This is a genomic window from Metasolibacillus sp. FSL K6-0083 (assembly GCF_038630865.1).
Taxonomy (GTDB): domain Bacteria; phylum Bacillota; class Bacilli; order Bacillales_A; family Planococcaceae; genus Metasolibacillus; species Metasolibacillus fluoroglycofenilyticus.
Window position 1 is genome coordinate 369,634 of sequence record NZ_CP152046.1, and the last position, 15,059, is coordinate 384,692.

At 37.8% G+C, this 15,059-nt stretch carries 14 protein-coding genes; 11 read left to right on the forward strand and 3 right to left on the reverse strand.

Translation table 11 applies throughout. The features are described from left to right. The first annotated feature begins 21 nt into the window (after positions 1 to 21). The 4 genes from asnS (at position 22) to MHB51_RS01680 (ending at position 3,191) form a co-directional block, all read left to right on the forward strand. Positions 22 to 1,317 carry an asparagine--tRNA ligase gene (asnS, locus tag MHB51_RS01665; RefSeq protein ID WP_066162571.1) on the forward strand — a complete coding sequence of 432 codons (1,296 nt, stop codon included), beginning with the start codon at positions 22 to 24 and terminating at the stop codon, positions 1,315 to 1,317. Positions 1,318 to 1,470: 153 nt separating this feature from the next. Then, positions 1,471 to 2,178: a DnaD domain-containing protein gene (locus MHB51_RS01670; protein WP_342558847.1), complete on the forward strand. Its 708-nt coding sequence runs from the start codon at positions 1,471 to 1,473 to the stop codon at positions 2,176 to 2,178. Positions 2,179 to 2,190: 12 nt separating this feature from the next. Beyond that, positions 2,191 to 2,850, forward strand: a complete 660-nt coding sequence (gene nth / locus MHB51_RS01675; protein WP_107942864.1) for an endonuclease III — start codon at positions 2,191 to 2,193, stop codon at positions 2,848 to 2,850. Beyond that, positions 2,847 to 3,191 (forward strand): YpoC family protein, encoded by a 345-nt coding sequence (locus tag MHB51_RS01680; RefSeq protein ID WP_342472295.1) that lies wholly within the window; start codon positions 2,847 to 2,849, stop codon positions 3,189 to 3,191. The genes nth and MHB51_RS01680 overlap by 4 nt, the downstream gene beginning before the upstream one ends. 359 nt (positions 3,192 to 3,550) lie before the next feature. Here MHB51_RS01680 and MHB51_RS01685 read toward each other — a convergent pair whose 3' ends face one another. Together MHB51_RS01685 and MHB51_RS01690 are read right to left on the reverse strand one after the other, a co-directional pair. Next, the gene (locus MHB51_RS01685; RefSeq protein ID WP_342558848.1) at positions 3,551 to 4,411 is read right to left on the reverse strand and encodes a hypothetical protein; all 861 of its coding nucleotides are present in this window, start codon (positions 4,409 to 4,411) and stop codon (positions 3,551 to 3,553) included. A 188-nt stretch (positions 4,412 to 4,599) separates the two neighbouring features. Then, positions 4,600 to 5,130 carry a hypothetical protein gene (locus MHB51_RS01690; protein ID WP_342558849.1) on the reverse strand — a complete coding sequence of 177 codons (531 nt, stop codon included), beginning with the start codon at positions 5,128 to 5,130 and terminating at the stop codon, positions 4,600 to 4,602. A gap of 304 nt (positions 5,131 to 5,434) precedes the next feature. Here MHB51_RS01690 and MHB51_RS01695 point away from each other — a divergent pair, with 304 nt between their 5' ends. The 7 genes from MHB51_RS01695 (at position 5,435) to MHB51_RS01725 (ending at position 12,290) form a co-directional block, all read left to right on the forward strand. Further along, positions 5,435 to 6,157, forward strand: coding sequence for a GntR family transcriptional regulator (locus tag MHB51_RS01695; RefSeq protein WP_066162585.1), 723 nt, complete (start codon positions 5,435 to 5,437; stop codon positions 6,155 to 6,157). A gap of 17 nt (positions 6,158 to 6,174) precedes the next feature. After that, a complete protein-coding gene (locus MHB51_RS01700) occupies positions 6,175 to 7,353 on the forward strand; it encodes a GNAT family N-acetyltransferase (RefSeq protein WP_066162588.1) in 1,179 nt (392 codons plus the stop codon). A gap of 293 nt (positions 7,354 to 7,646) precedes the next feature. Then, positions 7,647 to 7,958, forward strand: a complete 312-nt coding sequence (locus MHB51_RS01705) for a PTS sugar transporter subunit IIB (RefSeq protein ID WP_066162592.1) — start codon at positions 7,647 to 7,649, stop codon at positions 7,956 to 7,958. A 12-nt stretch (positions 7,959 to 7,970) separates the two neighbouring features. Beyond that, on the forward strand, positions 7,971 to 8,291 hold the full coding sequence (locus MHB51_RS01710; RefSeq protein ID WP_066162595.1) for a PTS lactose/cellobiose transporter subunit IIA: 321 nt from the start codon (positions 7,971 to 7,973) through the stop codon (positions 8,289 to 8,291). A 241-nt stretch (positions 8,292 to 8,532) separates the two neighbouring features. After that, positions 8,533 to 9,810 (forward strand): PTS sugar transporter subunit IIC, encoded by a 1,278-nt coding sequence (locus MHB51_RS01715; protein WP_107942858.1) that lies wholly within the window; start codon positions 8,533 to 8,535, stop codon positions 9,808 to 9,810. 21 nt (positions 9,811 to 9,831) lie between these two features. Then, positions 9,832 to 10,914, forward strand: a complete 1,083-nt coding sequence (locus tag MHB51_RS01720; protein ID WP_066162603.1) for a MupG family TIM beta-alpha barrel fold protein — start codon at positions 9,832 to 9,834, stop codon at positions 10,912 to 10,914. Positions 10,915 to 11,315: 401 nt separating this feature from the next. Further along, positions 11,316 to 12,290, forward strand: coding sequence for a BadF/BadG/BcrA/BcrD ATPase family protein (locus MHB51_RS01725; RefSeq protein ID WP_066162606.1), 975 nt, complete (start codon positions 11,316 to 11,318; stop codon positions 12,288 to 12,290). Between the two features lie 94 nt (positions 12,291 to 12,384). Here MHB51_RS01725 and MHB51_RS01730 read toward each other — a convergent pair whose 3' ends face one another. Next, positions 12,385 to 15,003, reverse strand: a complete 2,619-nt coding sequence (locus MHB51_RS01730; protein WP_342558850.1) for a PBP1A family penicillin-binding protein — start codon at positions 15,001 to 15,003, stop codon at positions 12,385 to 12,387. Positions 15,004 to 15,059 lie beyond the last annotated feature (56 nt).

A 15,059-nucleotide genomic window follows, 5' to 3' on the forward strand; every position in this document is an offset into this window, starting at 1 on the left:
CTTTTGTAGTTGGAGGATATTATGAAGAAAATTATGATTAAAGATATGCCACAGCATATCGGGGAGACAGTTAAATTAGGCGCATGGCTTGCAAATAAGCGTTCAAGCGGCAAAATTGCCTTTTTACAATTACGTGATGGCACAGGCTTCGTTCAAGGTGTTGTCGTAAAGGAAGAAGTTGGCGAGGAGCTGTTCGCAAAGGCAAAAGGCTTAACGCAAGAAACATCTATGTACATTATCGGTGAAGTGAAGGCCGATGAGCGTTCAACGTTTGGCTGTGAAATGAATGTAACGGGCATTGAAGTACTTCATGAGGCAGTTGATTTCCCAATTACGCCAAAAGAGCATGGTACAGAATTTTTAATGGATAATCGTCATTTATGGCTACGTTCACGCAGACAACATGCGATTATGAATATTCGTAACGAAGTAATTCGTTCGACTTATGAGTTTTTCAATAATAACGGTTTTACGAAAATGGACCCACCTATTTTAACTGGCTCTGCACCAGAAGGAACATCCGAACTATTCGCTACGAAATATTTTGATGAAGATGCCTATCTTTCACAATCAGGTCAGCTCTATATGGAGGCTGCAGCAATGGCATTAGGACGCGTATTTTCATTCGGTCCGACATTCCGAGCTGAAAAATCAAAAACGCGTCGTCATTTAATTGAGTTTTGGATGATTGAGCCGGAGATGGCATTCGTTGAGCATGACGAAAGCTTGGAGGTTCAGGAGCAGTATGTTGAGCATATCGTCCAATCTGTATTGGCAAATTGTAAGCTTGATTTAGAGCGCTTAGGTCGTGATACATCGAAGCTTGAAACTATTAAAGCACCATTCCCGCGTATTTCATACGATGATGCAATTAAATTTTTACATGAGCAAGGCTTTGATGATATTGAGTGGGGCGATGATTTCGGTGCACCGCACGAAACAGCAATTGCTAACCATTACGATAAGCCTGTATTTATTACATGCTATCCGACGGGCATTAAGCCATTCTATATGCAGCCACACCCAGAGCGTGACGATGTCGTGCTTTGCGCAGACTTAATTGCACCAGAGGGCTACGGTGAAATTATCGGTGGTTCTGAGCGTATTTATGATTATGAATTATTAAAATCTCGCCTTGAAGAGCATGACTTAGATATGGCTGCATACGCTTGGTATTTAGAATTATGTAAATACGGTGCAGTACCGCACTCAGGCTTTGGCTTAGGCTTAGAGCGTACAGTTGCTTGGATTTCGGGAACAGAGCATATTCGTGAGACAATTCCATTCCCACGTTTATTAAACCGTTTATATCCTTAATAAGGTCCGTCTGAAAAGCAGTGCTTGGCATGCTTGTTGGACGCATCTTCATAAATGAATAAGTAAAATTTGATTTTGGGCTGCTTGAAAGTAAACTTTACTTTCTCGACAGCCTTCTCTTATGAATAAGCTAGGAAAGGATTCATACCAATTATGACAAGCAATGAGCAACTTCGCATTTGGGTAGGACAAAAAAATATCACAATCCCACAGCTATTTTTTCAACATTATAAAGAGCTTCATATTCGTGATGATGATGCTATGTTGCTTCTCCATTTGCTAGCATTTTACGAAGAAGGTAATGACTTTCCAACACCAGATGATTTGATGGCAAGAACCTTCTTTGCTGCAAATGAAATTTCAATTAAAATACAGCGATTTTTGCAAAAAGGTTTTATCGAAATTACACATGATGTTGATTCAGATGGGAAGATTTATGAAAAATATTCTTTGTATCCATTGTGGAAACGTATCATCACACTATTAGAAGCAAAAACAATTACTACAAGTAACGAGCAGCAGAAAAAAGAGGAAGGGGCTATTTTTTCGGTGTTTGAGCAGGAATTTGGTCGTCTGTTATCGCCGATGGAGCTTGAAAACATTAATGCATGGCTAGATGTGGATAAGCACTCCCCTGAGTTAATACGGGCTGCATTGAAGGAAGCTGTATTGGCAGGAAAGCTTTCGCTGCGCTATATTGACCGTATTTTATTCGAATGGAAAAAGAAAAATTTTACGACAGTGAAGCAAGTGGAGCAGCATGCGGAGCAATTCCGTAAACGCACGATTACCCAGCCACAAGCGCAGGCTGAAAAAAAACCGAAGCGAGCATTTTATAATTGGCTTGAAGAGAATGAATAAGGGGGCGGCGAGATGCTAACGAAAAAGCAGTGGATGCATTTTTTAGACGAGATGGATAAAATGTTTCCAGATGCGCATTGTGAGCTCGTGCATGACAATCCTTTTGAGCTAACAATTGCGACACTATTATCCGCACAGTGTACAGATGTGCTTGTTAATAAAGTGACAAAGGATTTATTTCAAAAATATAAAACACCAGAAGACTATTTAGCTGTATCTATTGAGGAATTGCAAAATGATATACGCTCCATTGGACTGTATCGTAATAAAGCTAAAAACATTCAATTATTATGTCAGCGTCTACTTACAGAATATGGTGGTGAAGTGCCTGCTAGTCGCGAGGAGCTTGTCACATTACCGGGTGTCGGGCGCAAAACTGCGAATGTTGTATTATCGGTAGCCTTTGATATACCGGCAATGGCAGTCGATACACATGTCGAGCGGATTACAAAGCGTCTAGGTCTTTGTCGCTGGAAAGATAATGTGCTTGAAGTAGAGCAAACAATTATGAAGAAAACGCCGATTGAAAGATGGTCAAAAGCACATCATCAAATGATTTTCTTTGGGCGCTATCATTGCAAGGCACAAAACCCTAGCTGCCACACATGCCCTTTATTAGATGATTGCAGGGAAGGGCAAAAGCGTCTAAAGAAAGGGCTTGTTAAACAATGATTGCTGTCAATAAACAACTAATTTCACAGCAGGCTGTTGACGAGTGGTATGTGAATTGGAACGAGCTGCGTGAACAAATACACGCTGCCCATGAAGCGAGAAATGGGCAAGCAGAGCCCTTTATGCATCAGGGGATTGAGCACTTTTTGCAATTTTTAATGATTGCTTCAGAGGTGGAGGGCTACGACACGCAAGCAAGCTATGAGCTACTGCCGTTAAACGGAGGGGAGCGCTTAGCTTTTATTAGAGCTAACCCAGCCCAATATGCAAGCTACCGTCAGTTAGACGAGCTTTATAAGGAAACAAAAAAGCGTTGTGCAAGATTGCGACTGCAAATTTAGGAGGGCAATCAATGTGATTTTCACTTCATCGAGGGATTATATCAAAAATCGAGCTTCTCTTCAGTGTAGTGAAAAATTCGCTTTACATTTATCCCGTATTAACAGGCTGTAAGACCCCCACTTCAAAACAGCAGGTAAAACCAAGATGTTGAAGTGGGGGATCAAACAGCCTGTAAAAACCCGACTGGTGAAACTACCAATCAGTGGGGGATGTACGAAAACCCCCACTGATTGAAGGTTCACTTTATTTTAAATTTGAAAGCAAGCCGATAAGCCTAACATTTTCTCCTCTATTTATTTAGTTATTTCTTTGATGAAACATCATTAAAAGCGTCCTAAAAGCAGGTCATGCACTGCTTTTAGGACGCTCTCATTCGTTTTGTTGTTTTAACAATTCGCAACGAATAGTCAGTATGCAATGGCTCTGAAGGTGCGGCAACCATTATGAGCCGAGCGCTATTCATTAAATGATAGGCTTGAAAGTTAAGGGGGATTACTACTTTCGAGCTTGGTGCAACAATTATTTGCTGCAATTCAAAAGCTTCATATTCGGAAATCAGCTTTAAATGTGCCTTTAATTCGAAATCATATTGATTTTCTATCGTTAAAAAATACTCATCCTTACGATTTAGCAATTCAGCTTCCTTTATTAAGTTAGAATTTTCATACATTTGCATGATGACAGAAGTTTCATTTTTTAAATCCTCTATTTTTTGCGCTGTCATATAAGAGCTTGAAATTGTAGCTGTTTCTGAATGCTCATTATTCACTTTTACAGAAAGAAAGTTTCTAGCGACAGTTCTCTGTGTATCATATATTTCCATAGGGTCCTGCACGCTGTGATTAAGCACTTTTTCCCCTATTATATAGAGCATATGTTCACCTTGTGGTAGATTTGTTATAGTGAACGGTACCTTTTTACCTCCTTCTTTCGGTATATTAATTATATGATAGGGAGCAGTAGACTCATTTATTTCTATATTTACAGGTGTAGCATCATTTTCTAAAAAGGCATAAACAGCAAGTTGATTTTCTTTTGTTGTTGAATATTTATACCAAATAAATCCTTCTAAAGTTCCTTTTTCATCTGTTTGAAATGAATTTAAATCCCTGTCAATAATATATTCAGGATTTAGGTGAATTTCAGTTGTTCGACTTTCAGTTGTTTTTTTTACAGTATGTTGACTTGACTTTTCATGATGTGTATTTAAGTCGCTCATAGAAGCCCCTCCCTCGCATTAGTTAAACGGAAAAAGAATAATACAAACATAATAACTATAATAACAAATAGGAAGATTATTTTTTTAAAGTTAATAAATTTACAGTCCTTTCGGAATATATTTTCGTAACGGTATAGGGACCACTTAAGAAATCATTTCAAGTTGGTCCCATGCACTTATTTAATATTCTAAAGTTCTACTTCTTCCACAGTATTATTATCGCTTATGGCCCATCCTAAATTTACAGAATGATAACTTTTCGCTCTCATTGTATCTCCAACTACTCCGGTATTTCCAAATGTTTGTACTAAAACGATTCCATCATTTTCCGCATAAATTGTATCACTATCTTGATCTAGCAATATTAGGGATGTACTTCCTTTTGGCTTTTTTAATAACTCACCAATAACACTAAATGAGAATATTAATTTTCCGTTTGTAACAGATGTATAATGTGATCCATACCATGTCATTCCATCTTGGTTCAAAAATGTACCACCTTGACCAAAAGCTACTGTCCCAAGGGCATATGTTGAAACTTCATTTGGGTTTGTTAAATCAAAAGTTATTTTCGATGGAAAGCTTTTTATATCATCGTAATTATAATTAGTTAATATTTCTTCCTTGTTTGTGATTTCTTGAGCATTAACTAGAGTTATAGAGGTAATTAAGAATGTTGTCGCAAGCGCTATAGTACTTAATCGCTTTTTTATTTTCATAACAATAGCCTCCAATTATTTTAAATTAAAAAAATAAATAATTTACCAATTTTCCCTTCCAATGCTTCTTTAATTAAAGAATTCATTAAATAGAATATTCTTTATTTATTATATCCTATTATTAATTTATTTACAATGATAAACCATTACAACCTATTAAAGGAAAAGCTTAAGTAGAATATGTTTGAAAACTCGATTTAGATTCACAGCTTTATATTTTGAATATTTTCATTTATAATTAGTCTATACCACTATACCTGTAAAATGGATTTGTGTTATACAAACAAAGTTAGGGGGGAGAAAATTGTTAGATAAAAATTCATATATACCGATTTATATACAAATCGAGGAGATTATTAAACAACGAATACTTGCAGAGGAATATAAAATTGGTGATGCCATCCCATCTGAAAGAGAGCTTTCGGTACAATTTGATGTGAGTAGAATGACAGTTAGGCAATCCATTACAAACTTAGTAAATGACGGTCTACTTTACCGCGAAAAAGGTAGGGGCACTTTTGTAGCAAATCCGAAATTAGAGCAGCCTCTACAAGGGCTAACTAGCTTTACGGAGGATATGCGAGCAAGAAATATGGTTCCGAGTAGCAAGGTAGTACGTTTCGAAAAAATTATCCCATCAGTTGAAGTAGCAAAAGATTTGCAGCTAGAGCTGGGAGAGGAAGTGTTTTTCGTTATACGTATTCGCAATGCAGACGGAATACCTATGGCAATCGAACGGACGTACATTCCAGTAAAAATTTATCCTACGCTAGATGCAAGTAAATTAGAAGGCTCTTTGTACACATTAATTGAAACCGCTTTCCAACAAAGAATCGGCAATGCGATTCAACAAATGGAAGCCGCAATCGTATCAAAAGAGGATAGTAAATTTTTGCAAATAAATCAAGCTGCACCTGTTCTTATTATAAAGCGCACGAGCTATTTAACAAATGATACACCTTTTGAGCTTGTACGCAGTGTTTATCGAGCAGATCGTTATAAATTTATTAGCCAAATTTCAAGATAAATAATAGGGGTGAAAAAGTGGTACACATTCAAAAAGTACAAGAAAATGACTATTGGCAAATTCACCGTTTAAGAGATTATTGTTTTCCTAATAAATATACAGAAGCGCGTAAGGAAGATTTTCATTATTGGGTTCAGCATAGTACAACTTTAGGGGCATATGATGGTAATAAAGTTGTTGGTCAAGTGCTTGTTTTACCACTTAACATAACAATTTACAACAAAAACTATAAAATGGGTGGGATTGCCTTTGTTGCCTCCTACCCTGAATATCGCCAACAAGGCATTGTAAAAAAGCTTATGATTGAATCATTAAATCAAATGAAAGCTAATGGGCAAACGATTTCTGTTTTAGCGCCTTTTTCAGTATCTTTTTATCGCTATTTTGGTTGGGAGCTTTTTTTCGAAAAGTTAAATTATGTGATTCCATCCGATAAGTTTCCTGCTTTAGGAAAGCAATTAGACGTAATAAAGCGCACGAGCTTTGAATGGCTTGATGAAGAATTATTTCAGCAGGTGAAAGCATTTTATAATGAAAGAGCTTCTGTAACAAATGGAGTTATGTTAAGGGATGATGCATGGTGGAATCGCTTAGCTAAAAGGCAACAAAATAGCCATTTTGCATTGTATTACAAGGATAATAAGGTGGCTGCGTATATTCGTTATGAAATAGTAAACACAACATTTTTCATTCATGATTTCATTGCCAAGGATATTTTAGCAGAGCAAGCCATTTGGCGTTACGTGACGGCACATGCTGCAAGCATCACTGAAATAAAAGGGGTAACAGCGAATCATGCTTCTTTCGGCTATTACTTTCCAGAGCCTCAATTTGAACGTGAAGTTGTGCAAGATGTGATGGTACGAATCGTTGATGTGCAGTCCTTTATGCAGCAATATAAATGGGGAATTATTACAAGAAGCTTATATGTTCGTTTGGAAGATTCGTTTTGCCCATGGAATGAGCAGTTATTTGAAATTAGTAGTGAGAGGAAAATCACAGCTCTAGAGGAAGATTCTATTGATGATAATGAAATTCTTGCATTGCCTATTAATTTATTTTCGGCGATGATGGTTGGGTATTTATCTGTTCAAGATGCAGTAATGTATGCACAGCGTTCCTTGAAACAAGAAATTATTGGGAGTTGGCAGCAGGCATTGCCAGCAGGAAAACCTGTATTCTATGAGTATTTTTAATCGCTGAATTATAATGGCACACTTCCCTAAGTGTAATTTTCAAGCTAACAATTAAATAAAGCATGTGTTTAACAAAAAAATTTTCAGTTTTTTTCTGGACTATACCAGTATAAGGGATGTTAGGTTACAGCTATAAATTGCATATAGTCCAGTTTCTTTTATTATTTTTAGAAGATAGAAAATTCAAAAAACGCTATTGTGGTATATACCAATTGATGATATTCTTCTTTTAAGAAAACGATTTCAATGATGAAATAAATAAAAAATACTTATTTTAGAGAGGGAGAATTACTATGAAAAATATTATGTTAGTTTGTGTTGCAGGAATGAGTACTAGTTTACTAGTTTCGAAAATGCAGGAAGCAGCAAAAAGCCAAAATTTAGAGGTGGACATTTTTGCAATTGCAGAAGGGGAGGTTGATAAAGTATTAGGTGAAAAGTCGATAGATGTGCTTTTACTAGGACCACAAGTTCGTTATTTAAAAGGGGCATTCGAAGCTAAATATAAGGATAAAAATATTCCAATTGATGTAATCAAAATGACGGATTACGGCATGATGAATGGTGCGAATGTTTTAAAACATGCACTTACTTTAATTGGATAAGAGGTGTAGAAGATGGAACAAGAGGCTTTATTACAAGCTGTTATGGGATTAATTTTGCATAGCGGCAATGCCAAAAGTGAGTGTATGGAGGCAATTCAATTTGCAAAAACAGGAGACTTTGATGCAGCAAAAGACAAAATGATGCTAGCAAATGAAGCTATTATTGAAGCGCATCATGCACAAACAGGGTTATTACAGCAAGAGGCGCAAGGTCAAAATGTAGAGGTTTCATTATTATTAATTCATGCTCAGGATCATTTAATGAATGCCATTACATTTCGTGATTTAGCGCAAGAATTAGTAGAAATACATGAACGGATAAAGGGGGAGTAGTTCTGCGGAAAATTATTATCTCTTTATGAAATAAGGGGAATATTTCATCGTTTCGTTTTTCGTGAATTTTCTTGTAGTTGCTGTAAAAAGGGGAAAGTGATGTTATTTAACGTCTTTCAGCAATGGTTATTGCGCCGAGTAACCGCAGGAGCACATGTTTTTTGTACCGGATTAACTTAAAAAAACCGGACTAAAGTTAGCCAAGGCGTAATTGATAAACACAAAAGGGGAGTGTATAAAAATGTTCAAATTTTTAGAGGAGAAATTTGTTCCTGTCGCATCAAGAATAGGAAATCAACGGCATCTAGTAGCAATTCGAGATGGCTTCATTGCGATTATGCCATTAATGATTGTTGGGTCATTAGCTGTTTTAGTAAATAATTTACCAATTGAGGCATACAAAGATTTTATGAATTCAGTTTTTGGAGAGGGAATTTGGACACAGTGGGGTGGTAATGTATGGGGTGCTACATTTGCCATTGTGTCGCTGCTAATTTCGTTTACAATCGCTTACAATTTGACGAAAAGCTATAGTAAAGATGCGTTAGCAGGTGGGGCGATTGGTCTTGCAAGTTATATGACATTCGCAACTTATGGAGATGGTGGTTTAACGGGTTTAACAACTGGAACAGGCGGTATCTTCTTAGCAATTATTTTAAGTCTTGTATCCGCAGAAATGTTTTCTCGTTTATCTGGCAATCCAAGATTATTAATTAAAATGCCGGCTGGTGTGCCAGATGCCGTAGCAAAATCATTTGCTTCATTATTTCCAGCGATTATTACTGTAGGTCTTTTAGCGTTAATCCGTACATTAATTTCAATCTTGTTCGATGCTCCAGACGTTATTGGTCAGTTCTATACATTAGTTCAAGAGCCGTTTATGGGTCTAACGAATACGTGGGTGGCGGCACTTATTTTAGCATTCGTACCAGCATTTGTTTGGACATTCGGTATTCATGGAGCAAACATCATTGACCCATTCATGCAAACAATTAATTTAGATGCAATTGCCAAAAACGTAGAAGCGCTTGAAGCAGGTCAAGTAGCGCCGTATATTATTAACAAACCATTCTTCGATGCATTCGTTAATATGGGCGGCTCAGGTACAACAATCGCTTTAATTATCGCAATTTTCATCGTTTCACGTAAAAATAAGCAATACAGCACGGTCGGTAAATTATCCGCTGCACCAGGTTTGTTCAATATTAACGAGCCACTACTATTCGGATTACCAATCGTTTTAAATCCAATTTTATTCTTCCCGTTCATCTTAACGCCGATGGTTAACGTATCAATTGCTTATTTTGCAACTAAATGGGGGTTAGTACCAGCAGCAACAGTTGCAGCACCATGGACGACACCACCAATTATTAATGGCTGGTTAGTTACACAATCACCTTCAGGTGCAATTCTAAGCATTGTGTTAATTGCCGTAGCTGTTCTTATCTATACACCGTTTTTACTAGCGGCAAATCGTGCAGCAGCGAAGCAAGTTGAGCAACAAAATTCATCACAATAATTAATAGTGGGGGTATGAAGATTGAGAAGGCTAGGTATTTCACTATATCCGGGTCATAGCACGCTGGAGGAAATGCAGCAATATGTACAGTTAGCTCATGACAATGGTTTTGATCGAATATTTACTTGCTTGATGTCTTTAAATAATGAGCAAGAACGCAAAAAACTTCAGCAAATTAATGCTTTTGCAAAAGGCCTAGGCTTCGATATTTCAGCCGATATTGCACCGAATGTATTTGAAGAGTTAGGCTTAACGTACAGGGATATTGCTTATTTAAAAGAACAGTATCATATAGCTGCCCTGCGACTAGATATGGGCTTTTCAGGACAAGAAGAGGCATTTATGTCGCTAGACACTAGCAATCTAAAAATAGAATTAAATATGAGTAACGGGACAAAGTATGCAGATAATATTTTGTCCTATCAGCCAAATAAAGAAAATATTATTGGCTGCCATAACTTCTATCCGAGACGTTATACAGGCTTATCACGTCAGCATTTTTTGAAGGTGTCACAGCAATTTAAAGACAATCACATTCGCACAGCCGCAATGATTTCATCGCAGCATGGCAAATTCGGTCCGTGGGAGCAAACTGAATATGGGCTACCAACCTTAGAAGAACATAGATTTTTACCAATTACCGTTCAAGCAAAAGATATGTGGAATACAGGTCTTATCGATGATTGTATTATTGGTAATATGTATGCATCGGAGGAAGAGTTACGTGCATTAGGGCAATTAAATCGCTACAAGCTAGAATTGCAGGTGGAAATATTACCTGAAACAACTGCTTTGGAGGAGAAAATTGTATTAGAGGAGCCTCATTTTAATCGCGGTGATGTTTCGGATTATGTCATACGCAGTACACAATCTCGTGTAAAATACAAGGCAGAGGATTTTCCAAAGCACAATACGGAGCCTTTAGCTTTAGGTGATATTACCATTGATAATAATCTTGATGTCCGCTATAAAGGTGAGCTACAAATCGTATTGCAAAATATAGTAAATGAAGGTTCAAGCAATATAGTAGCACGTGTAAGAGAAGAGGAGCGCTTTTTATTAAAACAAATAAAACCTTGGGCATCATTCAGTTTTACTAAGTAAAAAATCAGGAGGGGCGTCCAAAAAGTCGTGCATAACCGGCATTTTGGACGCTGTTGGTCAAAGAGCTCACTCATTAAAATAACAAAAGAGTTCTTTGGAAAAAGGGGGAACTTTGCGTTTAGCGGATTTTTCCCTCAATGAAGGTAAATAAGTGTAAACTGTATTTTCATTGCAGCGTAAGAAGTAGCCACCTTTTCGAACAGCCCGTTTCAATGATATTTCATCAAAAGAATAACTCTTTAAAATAAGCAAGGAATTTTGGGGGAATGGAATAAATAAAGAAATCAGCGACTTTTTCACTGGATTAAAGTGTATAAGGAAAAATCAAATTTGCTTGTACTTGCGAACCGAGGCTGCCTTTAGGGCTAGTTCCTCTTTTCATATGAAGGAAGGGTAAAGTGATGTATGTTTTAGCAATCGATGGAGGCGGTACAAAAACATCTGCGGTTATTTGTGATAAGATGGGGCAGATTTATGCAAAGGTAATTACAACACGTAGCAATCCAACTGCTATGAGTGCCAAGTTTTTTGAATTAACATTGCATGAATTAATGCAGCAATTGCGAAAGCAAAATGCACAAATATTTCAGAATGTGAGCAGTTGCTTCGTTGGAATAGCTGGTGTAAAGGAGTTACATGCGGAGTCTATCGTAGAAAAAATTATTCGTCAATATGTGCAACAAACAGCTTTAATTACAATCGAAAATGATGCACTAGTCGCTCTATATGCAGGCACATTTGGACAGCCAGGGATTGTACAAATTGCAGGTACAGGTGCAATTACGATGGGGTATGATGAAAATGCACAGTTGCATCGAGTGGGTGGCTGGGGCTATTTATTTGATGATAAGGGCAGTGGCTATTACATAGGTAAGAAAGCCTTGGAAGCAGTATTTCAAAGCTATGATGGGCGTATACAGAAAACCTCTTTGACAGAACAGATACTGAGGCATTTTTGCGTAGAAGATGTGGAGAAGCTAATTGCCTGCATCTATAATGCTGAGCACCCCCGAACGAATATTGCACCATTGAGTAAATATGTGATGCAAGAAGGCATGAGAGGAGACATGGTTGCGATACGCATTTTGAATGGGGTTTGTATAGATTTTTATGAGGCAATTAAAGCCTGTTTTAATAAAATGACTTGGAGCAAACAGTCCATACCAGTAGTACTAGCAGGGGGCGTTTTCACGAACCCAGACTATTTTATTAATATTATGAATGAGCTCATAGACAATGAATTAGTAATTTTTGAATTTAAAAAACCTGCCCTAGAGCCAATTGGTGGTGCTGTAGTAGGGGCGTTCAAACAGAAGGGGATTCAGCTAGATAAAGAGTTCACACAAATTTTTAATAAATATTGGGGAAAGTTTTAGAAAGCGTTTAATTGTCAGTAAGCTATTTCAAAGCTTCATAGAAAAAAGCTGTAGGAAGTATAGGCATCTACCTATCTTCCTTACAGCTTTTTCTTTATTCACCGTTTTGAACTTCCTCGTCATCTGTACCGGGGTCCGTTGGCTCTGTTGGGTTTGTCGGAGGAGTGACTTGCCCGTTTCCATTTCCATTATTGTTGCTGTTCCCATTATTATCTGTGCCTGTTTCAGGATTGGTTGGTTCCTCAGGCTCTGTCGGTTCATCAATTTCGCCATTGTTCCAATCCTGCCAATCATCTTCCTCAGGCTCATCTGGTAAGCCTTCAATATAAAGTGAAACGGAAGCTGACTCACTGCGTACTTCATCGGAAATAGCTGTTACAGTAAATGCATAATTATGCCCAATGACTACTGATGGGATTGCTACATAATTTGCTGATGATGAAGAAATGACAGTAGGCTCTGCGCCATCAATTGACATTGTTACTTCAAAGGAAATTGGTACAGCATTTGGATCGAAATCCTCTTCCAGTGCACCAGGTGCTTGATGCTCCCAAGTTAAATCAATTATATTGGCCAATTCGTTGTAGCTAGCCTGTAAATTAAACGGAGGGTCTAATTCAAGTTGTTCAAAGGCATCTGATACTTCTTTTGGCTCTGTACCTTTAACAAATAGCTCTGTCATACGTAAATTATCAGGTGTAAATTCACTCGCTAACTTTAATGGTGAAGTACCGACTTCAACCGTTGCGGATACAACTGAGTTTGGCTGTTTAAAGCGAGCTGTTTCAATAGATGATGACAGCTGTGACATGATGGACTTAAATAAAGTTTGGGGTAAACGTCGTTCATCCCAAGTTGTAATTGCGTCAGAGCGTTGCTCGTAGCCGCTCCAAATAGCAATCGAATAATTTGTTGTATAGCCAGCAAACCATGAATCTGGCACAGCAGAGCTTGGCAAATTATATTTTGCAAATTCATCTGCTGAATAGTTAGTTGTTCCTGTTTTACCAGCAAGATCAAGACCTGATACATTGGCAGCAGTACCTGATGCGTTAGGCTTGTTACCGACAACATCGCGCAGCATATCTGTTACCATATAGGCTGTATAATCACTCATTGCAATGACTTCTTCTGATTTATATTCTCTTGAAGAGGAGCCATCTCGATAAACAATTTTTGTGATGGAGTGCGGTGCAGTATATACACCGTTATTACCAAATGCGGCATAAGCGCCTGCCATTGAGATAGGTGAGATATTAATACGCCCACCTCCGATAGCATCGGATTCAACAACATAGTCAACATCAATGCCTAAACGTGAGACGAAATTTTTCGCTTTGTCTGTTCCAACTGCTTGTAAAGTTTTAACGGCAGGTATGTTACGTGATGTATAAAGCGCTTGGCGAGCCGTCATTGTTCCTAAATATTTATTATCCCAGTTGGTAATTGTTTGGTTCGTACCAGAGTATTTCATAGGCTCATCGACCAATGTTTCACCAGTTGACCATTTTAAATATTCAATAGCAGGTGCATAATCAATTATTGGCTTCATTGTTGAGCCGGGAGCACGTGTTACTAAATCATAGGCGAAATTAAAGCCTCGCTCAGCCCCATAATGACGCCCACCACCAATGGCACGAATTTCACCTGTTTTTGTATCAACGACTGCAACACCTGATTGAATTTTTTCTGTCATAAAATTAGCGTCGTTGTTCATGACAGATTCAACAATTTTTTGTGCATTTGGGTCAAGTGTCGTATAAACCTTTATGCCTTCTGCTAATGCATCGTTGTCGCCATTGCGCTCTAGCTCCGATAAGACAACATCCAAAAATGCAGGGTAGTTTGTCACTGTTGCAGGCTTACGTTCATCTTCAGGTAGGACGCTCTCTGCAACCGTTATTTTTTTTGCTTCAGTTGCTTGTGCCTCTGTAATTTTTTTGTGTTGTACCATTAAGCTTAGTACAATATTGCGTCGCTTTTCAGAAAGGTCTGGATTTTTAAATGGATTATAGTTATTTGGGCTTTGCGGCATACCAGCAAGCGTAGCCATTTGGTCTAATGTTAATTCATTTAATGGTTTGCCATAAAAATATTCCGATGCTTGCCCGAAGCCATAAACTCGACCAGACATTAAAATTTTATTAAAGTACATTTCAAAAATTTCTTCTTTAGAGTATTGGCGCTCCAACTGTATAGCGAGCCAAGCCTCCTGTGCTTTACGCTTTAACTTCTTGTCATTATACAAGAAGGAGTTTTTGACAACCTGCTGTGTGATAGTACTACCACCTTGTGAGCCAAAGCCATCTCTAAAGTTTGCAATGACTGCTCCTCCAAGCCGCCATAAATCGATACCAAAATGGTCAAAGAAGCGAACATCCTCCGTTGCTAAAATAGCAGCAACCATATCATCAGGAATATCCTCAAATTGTACATATTTCCGACTTTCTTGCCCAATCGTTGCAAATAATTCTCCATTAATATCGTAAAATTCCGATGAAACAGGATATTTTAATAGTTCTTCATCTAACTCGGGTGCACTACTTGCATAATATGCAAATAGTCCAGCTCCTCCTAAAAAGCCAAGCACTCCAATGAAAACAATTGTTAAAATGATGCGCTTTAGCCAAACTTTAAATGGCGTTTGCTTTTTTTTCTTTTGTTGTTGACGCTGCTTTTTTATATCTTCGCGTGTAAGTTTACGTTCAGTCACGTTCTATCTCCTCACTTTGAGTGTTTTCCGTAAAATGAAGCTTTGCAGCTTTCATT

Coding starts and splice junctions, on each gene's coding strand:
- asnS (WP_066162571.1), top strand. CDS start 22: ATGAAGAAAATTATGATTAAAGATATGCCACAGCATATCGGGGAGACA.
- MHB51_RS01670 (WP_342558847.1), top strand. CDS start 1,471: ATGACAAGCAATGAGCAACTTCGCATTTGGGTAGGACAAAAAAATATC.
- nth (WP_107942864.1), top strand. CDS start 2,191: ATGCTAACGAAAAAGCAGTGGATGCATTTTTTAGACGAGATGGATAAA.
- MHB51_RS01680 (WP_342472295.1), top strand. CDS start 2,847: ATGATTGCTGTCAATAAACAACTAATTTCACAGCAGGCTGTTGACGAG.
- MHB51_RS01685 (WP_342558848.1), bottom strand. CDS start 4,411: ATGAGCGACTTAAATACACATCATGAAAAGTCAAGTCAACATACTGTA.
- MHB51_RS01690 (WP_342558849.1), bottom strand. CDS start 5,130: ATGAAAATAAAAAAGCGATTAAGTACTATAGCGCTTGCGACAACATTC.
- MHB51_RS01705 (WP_066162592.1), top strand. CDS start 7,647: ATGAAAAATATTATGTTAGTTTGTGTTGCAGGAATGAGTACTAGTTTA.
- MHB51_RS01710 (WP_066162595.1), top strand. CDS start 7,971: ATGGAACAAGAGGCTTTATTACAAGCTGTTATGGGATTAATTTTGCAT.
- MHB51_RS01715 (WP_107942858.1), top strand. CDS start 8,533: ATGTTCAAATTTTTAGAGGAGAAATTTGTTCCTGTCGCATCAAGAATA.
- MHB51_RS01725 (WP_066162606.1), top strand. CDS start 11,316: ATGTATGTTTTAGCAATCGATGGAGGCGGTACAAAAACATCTGCGGTT.